This is a genomic window from Dysgonomonas sp. Shenzhen-Wh21 (assembly GCF_043392705.1).
Classification (GTDB): Bacteria; Bacteroidota; Bacteroidia; order Bacteroidales; family Dysgonomonadaceae; genus Dysgonomonas.
Window position 1 is genome coordinate 1 of record NZ_JAIXHZ010000217.1, and the last position, 20850, is coordinate 20850.

Below are 20850 nucleotides of genomic sequence, written 5' to 3' on the forward strand. Positions count from 1 at the left end.
ATAATAACAGACAGAAAAGAATTATGGTTATGTGACTTTGATAATGAAAAATATTCTAAGTTAAACAATTTTCCTTCTGATATAGATATATTCCTTTTAGCTACATTTGTTACCGATAACACTGCATATCTGACGACTTATGGTAAAACATGGAAGTACAATATACAATCTGACACTTGGAGCGAAATGGCTTCATACCCTTATACTTTTGGACTATACTATTCTTGCATGAATGCTTTTACATACAAAGGCAATGGCTACATCCAACTTGGAAGAAACATCTACAAGTATGATTCATCTTATAATTATTGGGTTTTAGCATCATATTATCCTGACAGCAAAGCATATGACCGTGAGGCAACTTTTACTATAAATGATAGACCTTATTTATTTACGACATATCATCCTTTTATTACCGAAACATCTATGTTTGAATATCATACTGAATAAACTTATCATAAATTTAGGCTTTTCATCTTCTCTGCCAATGCTTCAGCACATCGTTCACCATCCATTGCTGCAGAGACAATGCCTCCGGCATACCCGGCTCCTTCCCCACATGGGTAAAGCCCCTCTATTTCTATATGCTGCATCGTTTCACGGTGTCGGATAATACGTACAGGAGAAGATGTGCGGCTTTCTACCGCCAGAAGTATTGCATCATTTGTCAAATATCCTTTATAGCTCTGCCCCACTTTTTTGAAGGCTTCTTGCAAGCGAGATGCGACAAATTTCGGCATCCATTCGTGCATCGAAGAAGACACAACTCCTGGAGCATATGATGTTTCAGGCAAAGTAGAGCTCTTCTTTCCGTTTACAAAATCATACAATCGTTGTGCAGGAGCCACTTGACTCTTCCCTCCGTGTACCCATGCCGATTCTTCCAGATCTTCTACAAACTTGAGCAAGGCCAATTCATTATATTTTTCATATTCAGGAAAATCTTCAGGATGAATCTCAACCACTACACCTGAGTTAGACCAACGAGAGCCACGGTTAGATGGAGACATACCATTCACTACAACCTGTCTAGGGCCACTTGCCGATGGCACAATTGTTCCTCCCGGACACATACAGAATGAGTATGCACCTCGCCCTCCTGCCTGAACAACAAAACTATATTCTGCTGCAGGCAAATATTCTCCTCGTCCTTCTTCACAATGATATTGTATTTGATCGATCAGATGAGAGGGATGTTCTACTCTAAATCCAACAGCTAATCCCTTGGCCTCTATTTTTATTTTCTGGTCGTATAGCATATAATAAACATCTCGGGCTGAGTGTCCTGTTGCTAAAATAACCTGACCATGAAAAATTTTTCCTGTATTAGTTTCTATTCCTTTTACACTACCATCTTCTATAATCAGCTTATCCATGCGTGTTTGGAAGTGAACCTCTCCGCCTGACAATATGATTTGCACACGCATTTTTTCTATTATACCCGGTAGTTTATCTGTACCGATATGCGGATGTGCATCAACAAGCACAGATGCATCAGCACCATGCTGGCAAAAAACATTTAGAATTTTTTCTACATTACCACGTTTCTTACTTCGGGTATAAAGTTTTCCATCCGAATAAGCCCCTGCTCCCCCCTCACCAAAACAATAGTTGGACTCTGGATTCACGACATGTTCACGATTCATCAGAGCAGTATCACGTTTACGATCACGAACATTTTTACCTCGCTCTACGAGTATGGGGCGAACACCCAGCTCTATAAGGCGTAATGCCGCAAACAGACCTGCTGGCCCTGCTCCTACAACAATAGCCTGCGGGCAATGTTTTACATTGGGGTAATAAGTAGTTTGGAAATCCGGATCATTTTGTTCTTCATTAATGTAGCCTCTTACCTTGAGGTTCACGAAAATATTTCGTTGGCGGGCATCAATAGAACGGCGAAGAATACGAACCGAATTTATATCTCTTAATGGAATACTTGTCTGGGATGAATAGATGCGTCTGACTTTCTCGATATCTGACGCCTGCTCTGGCGTAATGCGTAAGTCTATATCTTTTTGCATGATTTATTCTAATTGAAGCACAAAGATAAAATATTTAGAGCATAAAGAAAAGCACAAATAGTGATACTTGCGCTTTTGTTACTCAGTTACATTTTCAATGTTTATTTTAAATCAATTACCGCTAAACAACAATAAAAAGCTATTGACATCTATATAATAGACGATTGGAAATAATAAAAAGCTGCATGAAAATATTTTTAACCTACGTTCCGGTATCTTTTTTTCACACGAACAGCATCTCCGGCATCGGGAGTTAATTTTGTGAAACCGTATAGAGAAACAATACCGAGTATTGCCACAAAGATGAAAGCCAAACGAAAATCTGCAACAGTATAATGTTCTGAATATCCGTTTATCATATTAGAGAATCTCAGGAATACTGCTCCCATTGCAATCCCCATTCCTGTAGACATTTGTTGCACGGTACTGTATAATGTGTTAGCCGCAGTCATCTGCTGCTGTGGTATTTCGGCAAAGGCCAAAGTTGTAATAGCACTAAACTGCATGGAACGAAACATACCCGAAAGGAACATTACAACAACAATCAATACGACAGGGGTAGTTGGCAACAACAATGCTGTGAAAAAAGAAAATAAAGCGACTAGAAAACCATTGACGACTAGTACTGTACGGAAATTATAATGACGCATCACCCATATAGTTGCGGGTTTCATTGCCAGATTGCCTGCCATGGTAGCCAGAAACAATGATCCTGATTCGAATGGATTTAACCCAAACCCTTCCTGAAACATCAATGGTATAAGATAAGGCGCCACCCCTATCACCATACGAGAAATAGAACCTGTAAATATAGTTACCTTATAGGTAGGGATTCGTATAACAGAATAGTCTATCAGAGGATTTGATATATGTTTCGAATAGCGAACATTAAACAGGAGCAAACAGATACTAACCAGTACAAGTAGTACAGATACATAGTACGGCACTTCCCTGCGGCTAAGTAGTTCCACCCCATACATAAACCCAACTAAGGCTGAACCACTGAGCACAAAGCCAACTAAATCGAACCGTTTCTTAGGAGAGTTGCTTTTTTCTTCTTCTGGAATAAAACGCCAAGCAAGAATCACACATATTATGCTAATAGGAATATTTAGATAAAAGATCCAATGCCAAGTCCAATAAGTAGTAAGATACCCTCCTACTACCGGCCCTAAAATAGGCGCGACAAGCGCAGGCCATACAATGTATGCCATTGCTGTTACCAGTTTGTCTTTCGTTACCGATTTAAGTACAGCAAGCCTTCCCACGGGAGTCATCATTGCACCTGCCATACCTTGAAATATTCTGAATATAACGAACTGTGTCAATGTCTGAGACATACCACATAAAGCTGAAGCAGTGATAAATAAAACGATGGATGTACAAAAAACTCTACGTGTGCCATACCTATCGGCAATCCAACCACTTACAGGAATAAAGATAGCTAATGCAATCAGATAGGAAGTAATACCCGCACTGAGATGTACAACATCTGTATTGAAAGACCGAGCCATAGCGGGAATGGCTGTATTTACGGCAGTGGTATCAAGCCCCTGCATAAAAAAAGCAATGGCAACAACTAAGGATACGGTATAGGTCTTATCGATTTTCATCGGCGAAGAGTTACTTTGTAAAAACGAATGCAAAGTTAGTTTTTTTAGTAACTATCAGCTAAGGAGTAAATAAAAAGAGTAGAATACTAAACACGCAAGAGACTAATAATCAACAGATAAAAAGCGACAAATAAAAATAAATTTATGATCCATTAACTTTCTTCGGCAGTTGTCAATGCCTCTTTTGTAAAAGGTGTTATTTCTTTAAAAGCTTCTTTTCTATATGGACAGTCTTTAACTCGGCAAACTGAGCAATATTTCTCCAAGCACGAATCGGAGTGTATAGATATCAACGTATGCTGAGGGAATAACTCGATAAGACTCAATCTTAATTCTTCGCAAGAAGAGTGTCCCTGATCTATATTATAATACCACGGCAGAGTGAGATCACAATCTATAAAAAAATCGCTTCCTGATTTTAACACCTTCAGATTGTGAATATCAATCCAATCATCCTTTCTATTTTCATTTATCGATTTGGTTATTTTCTCCAATGCAACAATATCTGCCGTATCAATCAGATTTTGTATCGTTTTACGCAAAATACCTATTCCTGTAAAAACAATTATTCCACCAAAAATAATTGCAAGAGCACTATCAATCCATACCAAGCCGGTGAAATAGAGGATCAACAAACCTGCAACAAGCCCAATCGTAGAATATGTATCCGATTGGAGATGCTTCCCTCCTGCAACAAGTGCTATAGAATCATATTTTTTCCCCTGATGAATACTATAATAACCAAGTATATAATTTACAATACCCGCAGCAGCAATAACGACAATACCAATATCCAGCTTTTCTATTACAGATGGGGTAAACAATCTTGCAATACCTTCATAGATAATCAACCCTCCTGCCAAAATGATTAATATTCCTTCTATCGAAGCAGATATTAGTTCTATCTTACCATGCCCGAACGGATGATCCTGATCTTTGGGCTTGGCTGCTTTATGTATGGCATACAGGCTGATAAAACCGGCAACTATATTTACAATACTTTCCATTGCATCGGTAAGAATACCAACAGAATTAGTCAAAACGTAGGCTGTAAATTTGCCTATCATCAGAACAATACCACAAGCAACAACAAGAGTTTGTACTCTTTGTTTTATTTTATCCGGATTTGTTTTCATTATTAAAGCTAAGATAAAGTGCCTAATTAAAAGAGCCCTCTGAAATGGTTGAATTTAACTTCAAATATACCTTTTTTTTCTAAAACCAGAACAAAACAATCCTAAGACTTAAGAAGTATTATAACTTATGTTCGTACATTAAAATAACTGAAAAAACTTTATCTTTGATTCTCAAACTAATTAAAGTATGAACTGGCAACAACTGCTTTCGGCAAAACGATTCGGGATGGAAGAATACCATGATGACAAACATCATGATAGAACTGATTTTCAAAGAGATTATGACAGACTAATCTTTTCAGCACCTTTCCGTCGTTTACAAAACAAAACACAGGTCTTTCCTCTTCCGGGTAGTATATTTGTGCATAACAGGCTCACCCATAGCATCGAGGTTTCTTGTGTAGGGCGCTCTTTAGGTGTCATTGTCGGTAAAGAACTGAGAAAAAAGTATCCAAATTCGCCGGCCGATTTCGAAGAAATAAACTCTATCATTGCTGCCGGTTGCCTTGCTCACGATCTGGGTAATCCACCTTTTGGACATTCAGGTGAAACAGCCATCACGAGCTATTTTTCTGAAGACAAAGGCATGCGGCTAAAAGAGAAAATAATAAAAGAAGGTGGACGTTGGGAAGATTTTATAAACTTTGAAGGCAATGCGAACTCAATACGTCTGCTTATACATCAGTTTAATGGCAGACGAAGAGGCGGTTTTGTTATGACCTACTCTATGCTAGCTTCAATCGTTAAGTACCCCTACTCTTCCATCGCTGCAAACGGAGCCGGCAAATTCGGTTTTTTTGAAGCGGAAGAAAAAGATTTCAAAAGAATAGCAAACGAATTGGGCATGCACTGCATTCAAGAAGATCCGTTAAAATACGCGAGACATCCCTTAGTATATCTCGTAGAGGCTGCCGATGATATTTGTTATAAAATAATGGATTTAGAAGATGCTCACAAATTAGGATTATTAACAACTGAGCAAACAATAGAACTCTTCTTGAATTTCTTTCCGGAAGAAAAGCAAAAGAAAATGCAGAAAACGCTGCACGTAGTCAGCGATATTAATGAGCAAATTGCATATCTTCGTTCAAGCGTTATCGGTTTACTTGTAGATGAATGCTCGAATGTGTTTCTGGAAAACGAACAGAGTATTCTGGATGGCAGGTTTGAAAAACCATTAATAAAATGTATTTCTCCATTGCCGAACAATGCTTACCAAATAGCTACAGACGTTAGCTATAAAAAGATATATAAAACAAAAGATGTAGTAGACATAGAGCTGGCCGGACATCGTATCATTGGATTCCTGCTCGACACATTTATATCGGCTGTGGAAGAACCGAATGCAAAATATTCAAAATTGATTCTTAGCCGTATACCGGAACAATATGAAAAAGACGCACCAACATTATATCAACGAATTCTTGCCGTTTTAGACTTTGTATCGGGTATGACAGACGTATATGCGCTCGACTTGTACAGAAAGATCACAGGAATGAGTTTGCCAACGGTTTAACATCTCAAATTTTATCGTTAATAAAGATTAACAACAACACAACCATATAATAAACAAACCATTACATTAAATAAAAAGAATAAAACAGGGCAAAATCAAATAAAAAATTGCAATATGAATTATAAATAATATATTTGTAGCAACAAACGATACAACTTTAAAAACTACAGCAATAATCAATTACATTGCTATAAAACATGTCATTTTATTAGAATAAGAAATATAGCATTTTGTATCATATTGTCATATATTCACGTAAAACATGAAATTTTAGTTGTATTCATCCGAAAAGCCCGGAATGAGGAGTTACGTAAACTAATGATGTCTATAGCTCTGTAGCCCAGAGTCATTATATTGCACGTATGAATTATAAAAAAACGAAAACGAACATTCTGCCCGGAAGGATTGTGCTAAGAAATTATTGGTAATACTAAAAATATACTCACATTAAATAAAAATAAAGATTAAATTCAGTGCCTGATGATATACGGAGATGTAATAAACTATTCACATTTGTATTTGTCTTCAATGTTTGTCCCTCCTTTTTCATTCTAGAGCTTGTGAAAGTATTGAAAGAAAAATCTCAGGCGCTGAATTTTACTTTAATAAGCAAGTAAACAAAAAGAAATATAACGATCTGTTTATTTATTTAGTTCACTATCCCGAAATTTCTACACTTTTACGTTTTTTGTTAAAAATAAGAGATATATAACCATCGTAATTTTATTTATTTATAAAAAAAGTATTTCCTTTGCGTAAAATAATGGAATACAAAACATTTTATATAATTACAGTCTAATGAGAAACCGTTTAATTGCATTTTTCACATTCTCAGTACTTTTGGGGGCTACTTTTGCCCATGCACAAAGTAATCAGGGAAAGAACCAAGAGCAACAACGCTATTTTGATATAAATAAGAACATCGAAATATTCAACAGTGTAGTCCGCGAGATGGATATGTTCTATGTCGATAGCCTCGACATAAATAAAACAATACGCACAGGTATAGACAATATGCTAGGCACACTTGATCCTTATACAGAATACTACAATGAGGATGACATGAAAGAGTTTAGCACGCAAATAACAGGTGAATATGCCGGAGTTGGAGCCATCGTATCTTTCAAGGATGGACGAGTTACTATTATAGAACCATACGGAGACAAGCCCGCCGCAAAAGCCGGATTGAAAGCGGGGGACGTAATCTTGGAGATAGACGGAAAAGATATGACTACCTGCGACTCTGTACCCGGAGAGGTATTTGGGCGCACATTGAGCAGTTTTGTAAGCAATAACCTAAAAGGGCAACCGGGAACAACAATAGAAGTAAAGGTAGAACGCAAAGGCGAGAAAAAACCTTTAACGCTCAAGGTTGTACGCGAGAAAGTTCTTATGGATCCTATTACATACTATGGTATGGTAACTCCTACTATAGGATATATAAGTTTTAGCACCTTTACCGACAAAAGTGCTGCTGAAGTAAAAAATGCATTCCTAGAGGTAAAGAAACAAGGCGCTAAATCCCTTATATTCGATGTACGCCAAAATGGTGGAGGAATCATGGAAGAAGCGGTTCAGATTGTAAATATGTTTGTGCCGAAAGGAAAAGTTGTGCTGTCTACCAAAGGAAAACTAAAACAGACTGATAGGACATACCGCACGACATTGGAACCAATAGATACAGAAATACCTATTATCGTTTTAACGAATAGAGGCTCTGCTTCTGCTGCCGAAATTGTAGCCGGATCATTACAGGATATGGATAGGGCTGTACTTCTTGGCGAACGCACATTCGGAAAAGGATTGGTACAAGTAACACGTGAAGTTCCTTATGGAGGCGGAATAAAAGTAACTTCGTCTAAGTACTACATCCCCAGTGGCAGATGTGTACAAGCAATAGATTATTCCCACAGAAATGCTGATGGTAGTGTGGGACGTATACCAGATAGTCTCACCACTGTATTTTACACCCAAGCAGGACGTCAGGTAAGAGACGGCGGAGGTGTTACTCCCGATATTGTAATGAATGAACCTAAAACCCCAAATATCACCTATTACCTCGAAAATCAATATATCGTTTTCGATTGGGTTACAGATTGGGTAGTAAGACATAAATCGATCGAATCGCCTGAAAAGTTTTCTATATCTAACGAAGACTATGAGGACTTTAAGAAGTTCGTTAAATCCAAAGATTTTCAATACGATCGCATGAGCGAAAAATCAATGGCTTCACTAAAAGAGGTAATGGAGTTTGAAGGCTATATGAAATATGCCAATGATGAGTTTAAGGCTTTGGAAGCAAAACTTATCCCGAACCTTGATCGGGACTTGGAAACTTTCAAAGAAGATATAATGAAACAGATAAACTCAGCCATTGTTAAACGTTATTATTATCAGCGTGGGGAGAAACTTTATTCTCTTAAACATGATGCTGACGTAGATAAAGCAATAGAAGTTCTCGGGAATACAGAATTGTACAAAAAGACATTGTCTGCTCCCGAAAAAATAGCAGAAACGGCGAAGTAAGAAAATTAATTTATAGAGGTAAGTAATTATTTCGTACCTTTGTGGATATCTAATTACTTACCTTTTTATTTATACATATATTACATTTACAAATGGAGTATAACACTCAGTTAAAAAAACTTACTCTTCCTGAATATGGAAGGAATATACAAAATATGGTCGACTATTGTCTTGCAATACCTGACCGAAACGAACGCAAACGCTGTGCAGATACTATAATAAACATTATGGGAAATATGTTTCCACACCTTCGTGATGTAAACGATTTCAAGCACATCTTATGGGATCACTTGGCTATTATGTCCGACTTTAAGCTGGATATAGATTATCCTTACGAGGTAGTTAAGAAAGAAGACTTGAACACCAAGCCCGGAAAAATAGAATATAGTCGTCCCGACATGCAATACCGCCATTATGGTAAAACATTGGAAAAGATGGCTAAGATGGCTGTATCGATAGAAGATCCCAAAGAAAAAGAACAATTCATTTTGCTGGTTGCCACTCATATGAAAAAATCATATATACAGTGGAACAAAGATGTTGAAGATCACAAAATATTCCTTGACCTTTATGATTTATCGGGTCATAAGATCGATATCAGGAACTCAAACATCAAACTTCCTGAAATGAAGGATCTCGGTCAGAGAAATACGCCCAACAACAATGGTGGTGGAAAAAAAAGCAACCAACAAAAGAAAAAATAAACAAGCCTGAGCTATGATAAAAGATAGCGAAGTATTTAAAATAGGGAAACTTATCAAACCTCATGGAATAAAAGGTGAGATAAGTTTTGCTTTTGAGAACGATATATTCGACCGGGTCGATTGCCCATACTTGATATGCCGCATAGATGGCATCTTTGTACCTTTTTTTGTAGACGAATATCGGTTCAAAGGAAGCGAAACGGCTTTAATAACATTTGAGGGTGTCGACAGTGAAGAAAAGGTAATGCAAATGTCGGGACTGGAAGTATTTTTTCCTCGTAAATACTTTGAAGAAGAATCGGATGATGATATAGACTATTCGTGGAACTTCTTTATTGGATTTTCGGTAGTAGACAAAATTGCCGGCAATTTAGGAACGATTGAAGAAATAGACGACAAAACGATTAACACACTATTCCTCGTGAAGAACGACGATGAAGATCTCATAATACCTGCAACAGAGGACTTTGTCGAAAAAATTGATGCTAAAAAAAGAATATTATATCTAAATCTGCCCGAAGGGTTGGTATAAGCATACAATTTTTCAATAAATTTTATCATATATAGTATAAAGTCTGCTGTACAAAGCTGTAGTAGAAAAGTGACATCAGAAACAACGTCAAAAACTGTTACTTTTGTCACCTTTTATAAATAACTACCTATATATAAACCATTTAGAGAAACACTCAAAATCATTTTAAGGCACTACAAGCACAAAAAGAAAAGATAGCAAGCAATTTAACGCCTATTTTCTATTTTATCTATCATTTTACCTGAAATAAAATTTTAACTTTGTTTTTTTTGATATTCTTCTAATGAAAGAGCGTATTACTGTAAAAATAGGAAGTCAGATATTAACCCGAAAAGACGGGACATTAGATGTCACACGTATGTCTGCACTGGTAGACCAGATTGCAGAGCTGCACAAAAGTGGTGTCGAGGTTATTCTTGTATCATCGGGTGCTGTAGCATCAGGTAAATCAGAGATTAAAGTCAAGTCTAAGTTAGATATGATTTCTGCCCGTCAACTATATTCCTCCATCGGACAGGTAAGGTTGATAAACCGTTACTCAGACTTGTTTCATCAACAGAATATTACCTGCGGACAGATATTAGCGACGAAAGAAGATTTTTCAACCAGACGACATTATCTTAATCAACGAAATTGCATGTCTGTGATGTTGGAAAATAAAGTCATACCGATAGTCAACGAGAACGATGCCATTTCTGTTACCGGACTTATGTTTACAGACAATGATGAGATGTCGGGACTGGTAGCCACAATGATGGGCTGCGAAAAACTAATCATACTGAGCAATATCGACGGTATATATAATGGCAATCCGTCCGATCCTAAATCGGAGATATTTAAGAAGATAGATATTACAAAAGACAATATAGAAGACTGTATACAGTCTTCCAAATCATCTACCGGACGTGGTGGAATGACTACCAAGTATAATATTGCACGCAAAGCTGCAGAAGAGGGAATTGAAGTAATAATAGCCAACGGGCGTAGAGACAATATACTTGTAGACCTTATAAAAGGGAAAGATGTGATTTCCACGCACTTTATCCCCTCTACAAAGAAAACAACAAGTATAAAAAAATGGATTGCTCACTCCGAAGGGTTTACCAAAGGAGAAATATACGTCAACCCAAATGCTAAAGAGGTACTCTTGGGAGACAAGGCTGTCAGCCTACTTCCTGTTGGTGTAACCAAAATTATTGGTAACTTCGAGGCTGACGATGTAGTGCGCATCATGGATGAAAAAGGGAAATTGATTGGCATTGGAAAAACTGCATATAGCAGCGAAAAAGCCAAAGAAGTAATAGGGAAAAATAATAAAAAGGCAATAATTCATTACGACTATTTATATATTGAAAAATAAAAATGGACGATTATCACCAGAATACGTTCCAGTTAGTTGCAGAGGCTAGTAAGAGTCTTAACTTATTGGAAGAAAAAGAAATAAACGCAATACTGGAAGCTATTGCAAAAGAAACCGAATCGAAGATGTATTACATTCTTGCAGAGAATCAGAAAGATTTGCAAAGAATGGATACAAGTAATCCAAAATACGACCGCTTGCTACTCGATGAGCAACGGATAATGGATATTGTGAAAGATATCCGCAATGTAGCATCACTCCCCTCCCCTGTAGGAAAAGCCCTAATGCAGAAAACACTGCCCAACGGACTGAACCTATCAAAGGTGACTGTGCCTTTCGGAGTGATAGGTATCATATACGAGGCACGTCCGAATGTCAGTTTCGACGTATTCTCGCTTTGTCTCAAATCTGGAAATGCCTGCATACTAAAAGGCGGCTCTGACGCTCGTTTTTCGAATGAAGCCATAATTGATTTGATAAGAAACGTATTGGACGCAAATGGAATCAATCCGAATGTCTGTACACTATTGCCTAACGACAGGACTGCAACAGAAGCATTAATGAATGCCCGCAACTATGTAGACCTTATTATACCTCGTGGCGGGCAAGAGCTGATAAACTATGTTCGTGAGAATTCTCGAATTCCTGTGATAGAAACAGGTGCAGGTGTTTGTCACACATATTTCCATAAAGATGGGGATGTCAGGAAAGGAAAGGATATTATTACCAATGCTAAAATCAGAAAAGTGAGTGTCTGCAATTCCCTCGATTGCCTTGTTATAGATAGAGAAAGACTCGATGACTTACACTATCTGTGCGAAGACCTTGACAAGAAAGACGTTATTATCTATGCAGATAAACATGCATACGAAGCACTGTTCTCATACTACTCGTACGACCAATTAAAGAAGGCTGACGAAAAAAGTTTCGGCACAGAGTTTCTCGACTATAAGATGTCTATCAAAACAGTAACAGATATAGAAGAAGCAATCAACCATATATCCAAATATAGCTCGAAACACAGTGAAGCCATCATCAGTGAGGATGCTGAAGCTATCAAGCTTTTTGAAAAAATGGTAGATGCAGCTTGTGTCTATTCCAATGCATCTACGGCATTTACCGATGGAGCACAATTCGGACTGGGAGCAGAAATAGGTATCAGTACTCAAAAGATGCATGCCCGAGGGCCTATGGCATTAGAGGAGTTATGCACCTATAAATGGCTGATAGATGGTAATGGACAAACCAGGTCATAAGAGATATTAGGCTTTGATTTAGTACCGATAATGGAAAGAAACTTTACACTCGATTATTTCAAGGTATTTCTAAGTATATTGGTAATAACAATACACATAGGCCCATTATCAGCTACATACCCTTTGCTCAACTGGCTAATATCGCAAGGTATCGCACGGATTGCAGTACCTTGTTTCTTTGTTATAAACGGATATTACCTTGCAAAAAAAATTGATAATTCGAAAGCCTTAAAAAAGTATATCCGACATCTATTGATAATATATGCCGTATGGTCGGCTTTTTACATACTATTGAATATAGATCAGCCACCCATTACAGCCTCGCTCTTCCTCGAATATATCACTTTAGGCATATTACATTTATGGTATGTAATCGCTCTGGTCTATGGAACTCTCTTACTATATATCGCAAAGAAATTTATAAAGAATGATACTGTTCTTCTAGTCTTGGCGATTCTCATTTTCTCAATTGGTGTCTTCTGCGAACCATTGAGAGAGGGAAATATACACATCGTAAGAAATGGCTTTTTTGTTGGATTTCCTTTTATTTTTTTAGGTTATTATATTCATACACAAAACTTAATTTTTAAATCAAGAGATACCACCTTGGTGGCTCTCATTGTATTAAGCCTTATCACATTATGTATTGAATCTTCATGTGCCAGAGATATGTGTCTTGTACGAGATACCTACCTGTCGCTCATTGTTTGTTGTCCTGCTTTAATAATATTTGTATTTAAGCATTCGAGCTATAGAATGCCTAATACATATCTTACTTATTTAGGTTCATTAGGCTCTGCAATATATTTTATTCATTACTTTGTCATTATTAAGCTATGGGATATAAGCATGCCTTATACAATCATCCGTTTCGGAGTTATTCTATTTTTATCAATTATTTTATCCGTTTTTATCATATACATAAACAAGCGGATAAAAATATTTCTATAACAGTTAAATTCTTGTCATGAAGAAAAAGAAGAAAACAGCAGGTAAAATATCTATAAAGGATTATATAAAAGCTGTAAAAAAAGCAGACCGGGAAGATGAATTATCTCAATCGCCGGGGTGGCGACGTACAGCAAATGTGCATAAGAGCAAAAAGGTATACGACAGAAAAAGAGAAAAAAGAGATATATCCAAAGAATAAGATTTAACTTTGTACCTTTAATTTGAATACAATAACAAACAACATAATGAAAACTTATACCAATGTAAAAGATTTGGGCAACCTAAATGCTGCAATAAAGGAAGCTCTGGAAATAAAGAAAAATCGTTTTGCTTATAAGAAGCTTGGAGAAAACAAAACCCTGCTAATGGTTTTCTTCAACTCAAGCTTACGCACCCGCCTAAGTACACAAAAAGCCGGAATGAATCTGGGTATGAACACGATGGTACTTGATATTAATCAAGGAGCGTGGAAGCTGGAAACAGAACGAGGCGTGATTATGGATGGTGACAAATCGGAGCATATATTAGAGGCAATTCCTGTAATGGGCAGTTATTGTGATATCATTGGTGTGCGTGCTTTTGCGCAGTTCGAGAATAAAGAAGATGATTATCAAGAAAAGATTCTCAATCAGTTTATAAAATATTCGGGAAAACCTGTCTTCAGTATGGAAGCTGCTACAGGTCATCCACTACAAGCATTTGCCGACCTAATTACAATCGAAGAATATAAGAAAACAGCTCGTCCAAAAGTCGTTTTAACATGGGCTCCACACCCCAAGGCATTGCCACAGGCTGTCCCTAACTCTTTCGCCGATTTCATGAACGAGGCAGATGTTGATTTTGTTATCACTCACCCTGAAGGCTATGAGTTAGACTCTAAATTTGTACGTGGTGCTAAAGTTGAATACGATCAGGATAAGGCGCTGGCCGGAGCTGACTTTGTATATGCTAAAAACTGGGCTGCGTATACCGATCCGAATTATGGAAAGATACTAAGCAAAGATATGTCGTGGACAGTAACCAGTGAGAAAATGGCACTTACTAACAATGCTTATTTTATGCATTGCCTACCTGTACGCCGTAATATGATTGTAAGTGACGATGTTATAGAAAGCCCTCAGTCTATTGTTATTCAAGAGGCGGCGAACCGTGAGATATCAGCACAGACCGTTATAAAAAGAATGCTTGAGAGCTTGTAATAGAATAAATTTATTATAAAAAAATATAAGGAAGTGTTATTCATTTAATTGAAAAACACTTCCTTATATTTTTAACACGTGAAAATCAGTAATGATGGATCACATTACCTTCGTTTATCTGAATATTTTTCTTTTGAAAATACTCGGAAGGAATCATTCCTGTTAGTTGTCTGAAATTACGTAAAGCGGTGCTACGCGAACGAAATCCGACAAAAAAGAAAGCTTCTTGATAATTAACATATTGCCCTGATTCTATTTGTTGCAAGAAATCCTCAATGCGCAGTTTATTAATATAGTGTGTATAGCTTTCGTAGCCATTTTCGCGCATAACTTGCGCCAGAGTTGTACGATTCGTAAAAAGTTCTGAGGCTAACATATTAAGAGATAAATAAGGATCTCGCCATGCATATTTATTCTTCATATATGCATCTAATCTATCAATCAAGATCGTATTTTTTTGCTCAGGACATGAGGATGACTGCACATCTTCTACTGTAGCTTCTTCAGGATGTACACCTTTTTCTTCAGTATTTTTCTCAAGAACTGATTTTCCGATCAGACGATCGAACAGCTCCATGTAAACAATATAGAGACTACACCCGACACTAATATAATAGTACGAAATATTCATTATAGGGTGATTAAACATCAAGATCAGAACATATGCCAGAATATTTATAAAAAGTGTAATCGAGTATTTCTTCAACCAAATATAATCGGTGTTATTGTAGCGTCTTGTACGATGAACAAAAAAGACAAACAGTCCCGGGAGAAATATCAACAATGCAAGTAAAAGACGAAACCAGACCTCAAATCGGTGAGCATCGGGCAACATTTCCAGAAGCGTATTATATGGAGTATAGTGCATACCGGTGCGGGAGGTAACAAGATAAACACCCAGCAAAAACAGCCAAAGAGAATATAGCTTTATTATCCGCCAAAAATTTAAACAGCCGGGAGCAATCACCTCTATAGGATACATAATGTAAGATACAACCATAAAGTTTGCCACCAACAATAATTTTGCAGAAACTACGAAATCGGGAACTACCCCGTTGCAAAGCGCAATAAAACGTGGAATATAATTAAAAACAGAGAAAAAGACTATGACCGCAAGAATTACACGAGAACGTTCTCCGGTCTTACGGCGAACAACTAACAATAGCGAGGCAAGCAAACATACAAGCGCACCAGCAAAGACTGTAGCTATATATAGATATTGCATTATGCGTAATAATTAAATGTAATAAGAGAATGATATGAATGAAGTTACATTCATTTACTTGTTTTTCACTTTAACTGTAAAAAAGAAATCCTAATAATGTAAGCAAATTTGAAATATTACAGGTCTGGTAAATTAAATAGTCTCGTCTTCAAAATACTTTTTGGACCTTTCTTCTGCAAAAGTAAGTTTTAATTTTAACTTTTCATGCCCACAAAGGCAATAATTATAGGATATTGAAAGGGAAATTTCGTTAAAAACACAAAATATGTTATCGGATATATCTTTAACTGTAATTTTTATAAAATAGCTTCCTGTAAGACATATAAATTTAATATTGTCTAAATACAGAGCTCTTTAAGGAATTTTCATATTGCCAATCAACAAAATTAAACTATAACATTTGTAAATATAAGACAGCGGTTTTGTAAATATGAAACATCGCAAGTTCTGATATTGCATAGATTTGTATATCCAATTGTGTGTTGCTACTCCCTGGCAATAATAGCATATATTCGGTATACCAGCAATACTTAAATTAGAGAGAATCGATATTAGAAAACACCCGAATGAATTAAACTGCTTAAAAAATTTATCACTAATACTTATTATACGATGAAAAAAATTTATTATTTACTTTTACTTATTGCTGCAACCTTTCCCTTTAGTTTGGTTTCATGCAATAATACTGACGAAGAGATTACCTCAAATCCATTTGACAGTATCAGCAACGGGAATATCAACGGACGAAACAAGATTGTCGTTATTAGCGACTTGCATCTAGGAAATGATTTGTCTTACTCAGAAAATGTGAAACACCTCAAACGTTTAGAAGAATTCTTAACTGAAGTAAGGTCGTCAACGACTATCAAAGAACTTGTTCTTAATGGCGATATACTGGACGAATGGTATATTCCTACACGTGTAAATCCTTATGGTGGTGGTTCGCAGGCCGACTTTATAAGAAAGTCTGTAGCAGCAAATAAGAATGTTTTTGATATTTTGAACGGAATAATTAAAGATGGTAAGATAAAACTCACCTATATTCCGGGTAATCACGACATGGGATTCACAGCCGAGAATATCGATATTGCAATGCCGGGAGTGAACCAAGCTCGCGATGCAGGAGCTAAATATGGAATAGGGACTTATCATCCCGAAGGTTATCCTCAGATAGCGATAGAGCACAGCCATCGGTACGATTTCTTTAATGCGATAACACCAAATGCTAATGAGAGCGAAGCTCCGGGTGCAACTTTACCTCCGGGTTATTTCTTTGCTCGTATTGCAGCCAACTCGTTTACCGATCCCACTACTCCTGAAGCAGCAACCAAAGTTCCTGAAGTAGTACAAAATAACCCAGGTAATGCCGAACAAGAAAGTAAATTCATTTATTATAACCTGTGGAAGGAAGTAATGGAAGGGCTTATTTATGTGAAGGACAATTTCAGTGACCCTATTATCACAACAAATGTAGGGAACTACACAAAGGCTTATTCGATAAACGACATTCTGCCATATAACAGCTCAACTGATGGAAGTATCCAAATGAAACTATACAATAATTTGTTTACACAGGCCAATTGGAATCGTCGGTTGAGATACAACAATGCTATTGTTATGACAAATATCGACGAAGCAATAGTAGGTAGTCTGAGAACAGAATTTATCGACAAGCAAGCAGATGTACAGTATTTTAGCAATGCTCTATCTAACGTTCGTATTGTCATCTTTGGACACACTCATATACCGATGATAAAGTCTTATACTAATCTCGACAAGCAACCTTGTATATATGCAAATTCGGGAACATGGGAAGACCAAAAGACCCGAGACAAAAACGAAGTGATTGACCAAGATACGAAAAAGATGAACTTTATATTGATTGCTCCTGTGAAATCTGACAAAACAAAAATAGAAGTGGGATTGTACCAATATCGTTATGGAAAGCATGTCTTAAATGATAAAAAAGAAATAGATTTATAATATCCTCGATCTTAAAGTTCTATTGTCCCGATGGCAATTTCTCTCAAAAGAAAAATGTCATCGGGACTAATATTTAATTCTTTGTAATAAATAAAGAATATAAAACCGGAATAAAAAATTAGGGTTAAAAAATATATAATTAATCAAAAAAGAAGTATCTTTTCGGTAAAAATAAAATTGGGTGATAAGATGTAAAATCTAATAATATGCATTATGTACAATTCAATTAGAAAGATACTGACCTATGTCAGCTTACAAAAGCAAACAGAAGATTTTGAAGAAATCCACAATTCCATAACACAAGGAATTTCTTTCAAGGGAACCAACATTTGGATATTAGTTTGTGCTATTATTATAGCATCAGTGGGGCTTAATACCAATTCAACGGCAGTAATAATAGGAGCCATGCTTATCTCTCCATTGATGGGACCGATTAACGGAATGGGCTATAGCATTGCGATTCACGACTTTGGTCTGCTTCGCCAATCTTTAAAAAACTTTGGATTTGCAGTATTAGCGAGTATCATAGCATCAACTATATATTTTACGATTACACCTGTTCATACAGCCCACTCCGAATTGCTAGCCCGTACCAGCCCGACTATTTACGATGTATTGATTGCTCTATTTGGTGGATTTGCAGGTATAATAGCAATCAGCAGTAAGCAAAAAGGAAATGTCATCCCCGGCGTAGCTATTGCAACAGCCTTAATGCCACCCCTCTGCACAGCAGGATATGGCTTAGCTACTTTTCAGTTTTCTTTCTTCTATGGTGCATTTTATTTATTTACCATCAATACAGTTTGTATTGCATATGCTTCGGTTTTGATCTCTCAAATGCTGAAATTTCCAATCAGAGATATCAGTATTAGTGAAACAAGAAAGAAGCGTATCAATCAAGCATTATCTATCATTCTAATCATAATCATATTACCGAGCATCTATTTAGGCTATCGCATGTCTCAGAATGAGAAGTTCAGGGCAAATGCAGAAAAATATACACGTTACGTTGGAATATATAAAGGAAATTACCTGCTCAACAATGAGATTAGTGCCAATAAAAAAGAAATAAATTTAGTATACGGCGGATCATCATTGACGGAAGACGATAAAAAAGCTATTATTGATCAGGCAAATTTATTCTCTTTAATTGATGCTAAAATAACAATTGAGCAAGGACTGGCTATAGACAACGACATGGCTAAAGATCGCTTGAAAGCACAATCGGAAGAAGAAAGGTTAAGACAGCAAATAGCCCTTCTTAATTTGGAAGTTACAGGTTATAGACAGAAAATAGATAGTGTACAGAATCAATATTTTATAGGGAAGCAATTATTGTCTGAATTGGCTCCTCTATATCCCCAGATACAGAGTTGTTCATATTCTGATGCGTATATTTATCAACAAAGCGATACTTTATCTCGCGAGAAAACAGGTATATTTATGATTACATCGAAGAACACTCTTTCGAAAAATGAACAGGAAAAGATAAAGAATTGGCTAATGAAAAGATTAAATAAAAAAGAGGTCAAGGTATATTTTGATATAGGAAAGTAGTCATTAATCATATTATTTTCTAGATTATATTGGTTTTCAATATTATCTATATTTTTATACAATAGAAAGTATCTATCGCTATTATTATTCTATCCATGTTAATTTAGAAGATATTAGATTCCATCTACCATTCTCTTTTTTCAGATAAGCCTCTCCTCCTTGATAAGCAAGCCTAAAGAATAATTTAGCATAGTTCATTTCTTTATCAAAGACTATAGTATACACTTGTGGGTATGTCAAAAGTTGCCAATATGCTCCCCAGTGCCCTCTCCATATTTTTATCTTTTTTTCAAGAAAACATTGTCTTTTAGCTACCTCTTTGTCCGACAAATAATATAAATAATTAAGAGCTTCTTTATTCTTCTTAATACGAGTACCTAAAAACGTTGTTAATTCTATATTGTATGAAGGACTTAGATATACAACTTCTTTACCTCTAAAAGAAATATTCGGTCTAAAATTAGTAATAGTATCAGTGCTTATGATATCTTTCTCTAATAATTCTTTCATTAATCTTTCTTCTGCAAAAGCAGGTATCTTTTGTAAATTTAAACTGTCAATACCATCTTGTCCTTCCTTTTTCAATAGCTTTTTGTAAATTATTATTTTCTCGTCTTCAGTATAAAATACTTTATTTTGAACTCTATACTGAAGATTATGCTGAATGATTATATATTTTGTGTTCTGATATATAGTATCTCCCCACTCAGAACTTCCAATTCTTTGCAAGTCTATTGGATTATAAAAAGCATAAAACACATCATATACAGCTTTCTCTGTAGTCAATAAGGCTTGATATTCTTTATCTGAAATTGGCAAAATATCTTTTCGCCAATGATCAAAGAAATCTTCAAGCTTCTTTTCTGACTTTTTTTTGTATGCTTCTTCCAATATATTAAACTGAGAATATGAATAGTTAAAGGATGAGCACAGTAAAAACATAATAATAACTTTCCTCATAGTCCAAATTATTAATAGAGTAATATGTAAAAATACTAATCTATTTTATCTGAGGAAAACTATTATTTTATTTTTACAACAAATTATTCGTAGCTCAACTCTAGTAATTCAGAAATTCAGATCCTTACACTAAAAAAATATCTGAGAATAAACATACGGCACTTTCTGTCGTCTGTCATCCTATTCTGGCTCAAGTCTAAAAGTCGGTTGATAACTTCTCAAAATTTCTATCTTTGTAAAAAAAGATTGGATTCAACAGAAGTTTTACGGGCCTTTTTACCCGATTGGCTATTCGATTATTTTGATAT

Annotated in this window: 16 protein-coding genes and 1 pseudogene; 12 read left to right on the plus strand and 5 right to left on the minus strand. The window is 36.1% G+C overall.

Features of this window, described 5'->3' with window-relative positions:
- A pseudogene (locus tag LDB17_RS14510) lies at positions 1-450 on the plus strand (hypothetical protein); the annotation flags it as partial.
- Positions 451-455: 5 nt separating this feature from the next.
- Here the strand turns inward: LDB17_RS14510 and LDB17_RS14515 are convergent.
- The 3 genes from LDB17_RS14515 to LDB17_RS14525 form a co-directional block, all read right to left on the minus strand.
- Entirely contained in the window at positions 456-2024 is a 1569-nt protein-coding gene (locus LDB17_RS14515) for an NAD(P)/FAD-dependent oxidoreductase (RefSeq protein WP_252638167.1), read from the minus strand.
- A gap of 197 nt (positions 2025-2221) precedes the next feature.
- The gene (locus tag LDB17_RS14520; RefSeq protein ID WP_252638169.1) at positions 2222-3637 is read right to left on the minus strand and encodes a DHA2 family efflux MFS transporter permease subunit; all 1416 of its coding nucleotides are present in this window, start codon (positions 3635-3637) and stop codon (positions 2222-2224) included.
- 152 nt (positions 3638-3789) lie between these two features.
- Complete coding sequence (locus LDB17_RS14525; protein ID WP_252638170.1) at positions 3790-4773, minus strand: cation diffusion facilitator family transporter; 984 nt, start codon at positions 4771-4773, stop codon at positions 3790-3792.
- A 187-nt stretch (positions 4774-4960) separates the two neighbouring features.
- On the opposite strand from LDB17_RS14525, the gene LDB17_RS14530 reads away from it, so the two are divergent.
- The 9 genes from LDB17_RS14530 to LDB17_RS14570 all read left to right on the plus strand — a co-directional run bounded on the left by LDB17_RS14530 (position 4961) and on the right by LDB17_RS14570 (position 14817).
- Entirely contained in the window at positions 4961-6289 is a 1329-nt protein-coding gene (locus LDB17_RS14530) for a deoxyguanosinetriphosphate triphosphohydrolase (protein WP_252638171.1), read from the plus strand.
- A 798-nt stretch (positions 6290-7087) separates the two neighbouring features.
- The gene (locus tag LDB17_RS14535; RefSeq protein ID WP_252638172.1) at positions 7088-8815 is read left to right on the plus strand and encodes a S41 family peptidase; all 1728 of its coding nucleotides are present in this window, start codon (positions 7088-7090) and stop codon (positions 8813-8815) included.
- A 92-nt stretch (positions 8816-8907) separates the two neighbouring features.
- Positions 8908-9519: a DUF4290 domain-containing protein gene (locus LDB17_RS14540; protein WP_252638173.1), complete on the plus strand. Its 612-nt coding sequence runs from the start codon at positions 8908-8910 to the stop codon at positions 9517-9519.
- 13 nt (positions 9520-9532) lie between these two features.
- Positions 9533-10051 (plus strand): ribosome maturation factor RimM, encoded by a 519-nt coding sequence (gene rimM / locus LDB17_RS14545; RefSeq protein WP_252638174.1) that lies wholly within the window; start codon positions 9533-9535, stop codon positions 10049-10051.
- A gap of 283 nt (positions 10052-10334) precedes the next feature.
- Complete coding sequence (gene proB / locus LDB17_RS14550; RefSeq protein WP_252638175.1) at positions 10335-11411, plus strand: glutamate 5-kinase; 1077 nt, start codon at positions 10335-10337, stop codon at positions 11409-11411.
- Between the two features lie 2 nt (positions 11412-11413).
- Positions 11414-12667 (plus strand): glutamate-5-semialdehyde dehydrogenase, encoded by a 1254-nt coding sequence (locus LDB17_RS14555; RefSeq protein WP_252638176.1) that lies wholly within the window; start codon positions 11414-11416, stop codon positions 12665-12667.
- 30 nt (positions 12668-12697) lie between these two features.
- On the plus strand, positions 12698-13618 hold the full coding sequence (locus LDB17_RS14560) for an acyltransferase (RefSeq protein WP_252638177.1): 921 nt from the start codon (positions 12698-12700) through the stop codon (positions 13616-13618).
- Between the two features lie 16 nt (positions 13619-13634).
- Positions 13635-13817 carry a hypothetical protein gene (locus LDB17_RS14565; protein ID WP_252638178.1) on the plus strand — a complete coding sequence of 61 codons (183 nt, stop codon included), beginning with the start codon at positions 13635-13637 and terminating at the stop codon, positions 13815-13817.
- A gap of 46 nt (positions 13818-13863) precedes the next feature.
- Positions 13864-14817, plus strand: a complete 954-nt coding sequence (locus tag LDB17_RS14570; protein WP_252638179.1) for an N-acetylornithine carbamoyltransferase — start codon at positions 13864-13866, stop codon at positions 14815-14817.
- 85 nt (positions 14818-14902) lie between these two features.
- On the opposite strand, the gene LDB17_RS14575 is transcribed toward LDB17_RS14570, so the two are convergent.
- Positions 14903-16042, minus strand: coding sequence for an AraC family transcriptional regulator (locus LDB17_RS14575; protein WP_252638180.1), 1140 nt, complete (start codon positions 16040-16042; stop codon positions 14903-14905).
- Positions 16043-16654: 612 nt separating this feature from the next.
- Here LDB17_RS14575 and LDB17_RS14580 point away from each other — a divergent pair.
- Positions 16655-18025: a metallophosphoesterase gene (locus LDB17_RS14580; RefSeq protein WP_252638181.1), complete on the plus strand. Its 1371-nt coding sequence runs from the start codon at positions 16655-16657 to the stop codon at positions 18023-18025.
- A gap of 213 nt (positions 18026-18238) precedes the next feature.
- On the plus strand, positions 18239-19582 hold the full coding sequence (locus LDB17_RS14585; RefSeq protein ID WP_252638182.1) for a TIGR00341 family protein: 1344 nt from the start codon (positions 18239-18241) through the stop codon (positions 19580-19582).
- Positions 19583-19666: 84 nt separating this feature from the next.
- Here LDB17_RS14585 and LDB17_RS14590 read toward each other — a convergent pair whose 3' ends face one another.
- On the minus strand, positions 19667-20473 hold the full coding sequence (locus LDB17_RS14590; RefSeq protein ID WP_252638183.1) for a hypothetical protein: 807 nt from the start codon (positions 20471-20473) through the stop codon (positions 19667-19669).
- Positions 20474-20850: the final 377 nt, after the last annotated feature.

Bases quoted from the DNA above. Each gene is read 5' to 3' on its own strand.
- LDB17_RS14580 (WP_252638181.1), top strand. From the start codon at position 16,655: ATGAAAAAAATTTATTATTTACTTTTACTTATTGCTGCAACCTTTCCC.
- LDB17_RS14520 (WP_252638169.1), bottom strand. From the start codon at position 3,637: ATGAAAATCGATAAGACCTATACCGTATCCTTAGTTGTTGCCATTGCT.
- proB (WP_252638175.1), top strand. From the start codon at position 10,335: ATGAAAGAGCGTATTACTGTAAAAATAGGAAGTCAGATATTAACCCGA.
- LDB17_RS14555 (WP_252638176.1), top strand. From the start codon at position 11,414: ATGGACGATTATCACCAGAATACGTTCCAGTTAGTTGCAGAGGCTAGT.
- LDB17_RS14530 (WP_252638171.1), top strand. From the start codon at position 4,961: ATGAACTGGCAACAACTGCTTTCGGCAAAACGATTCGGGATGGAAGAA.
- LDB17_RS14585 (WP_252638182.1), top strand. From the start codon at position 18,239: ATGTACAATTCAATTAGAAAGATACTGACCTATGTCAGCTTACAAAAG.
- LDB17_RS14535 (WP_252638172.1), top strand. From the start codon at position 7,088: ATGAGAAACCGTTTAATTGCATTTTTCACATTCTCAGTACTTTTGGGG.
- rimM (WP_252638174.1), top strand. From the start codon at position 9,533: ATGATAAAAGATAGCGAAGTATTTAAAATAGGGAAACTTATCAAACCT.
- LDB17_RS14560 (WP_252638177.1), top strand. From the start codon at position 12,698: ATGGAAAGAAACTTTACACTCGATTATTTCAAGGTATTTCTAAGTATA.
- LDB17_RS14570 (WP_252638179.1), top strand. From the start codon at position 13,864: ATGAAAACTTATACCAATGTAAAAGATTTGGGCAACCTAAATGCTGCA.
- LDB17_RS14575 (WP_252638180.1), bottom strand. From the start codon at position 16,042: ATGCAATATCTATATATAGCTACAGTCTTTGCTGGTGCGCTTGTATGT.
- LDB17_RS14565 (WP_252638178.1), top strand. From the start codon at position 13,635: ATGAAGAAAAAGAAGAAAACAGCAGGTAAAATATCTATAAAGGATTAT.
- LDB17_RS14515 (WP_252638167.1), bottom strand. From the start codon at position 2,024: ATGCAAAAAGATATAGACTTACGCATTACGCCAGAGCAGGCGTCAGAT.
- LDB17_RS14540 (WP_252638173.1), top strand. From the start codon at position 8,908: ATGGAGTATAACACTCAGTTAAAAAAACTTACTCTTCCTGAATATGGA.
- LDB17_RS14525 (WP_252638170.1), bottom strand. From the start codon at position 4,773: ATGAAAACAAATCCGGATAAAATAAAACAAAGAGTACAAACTCTTGTT.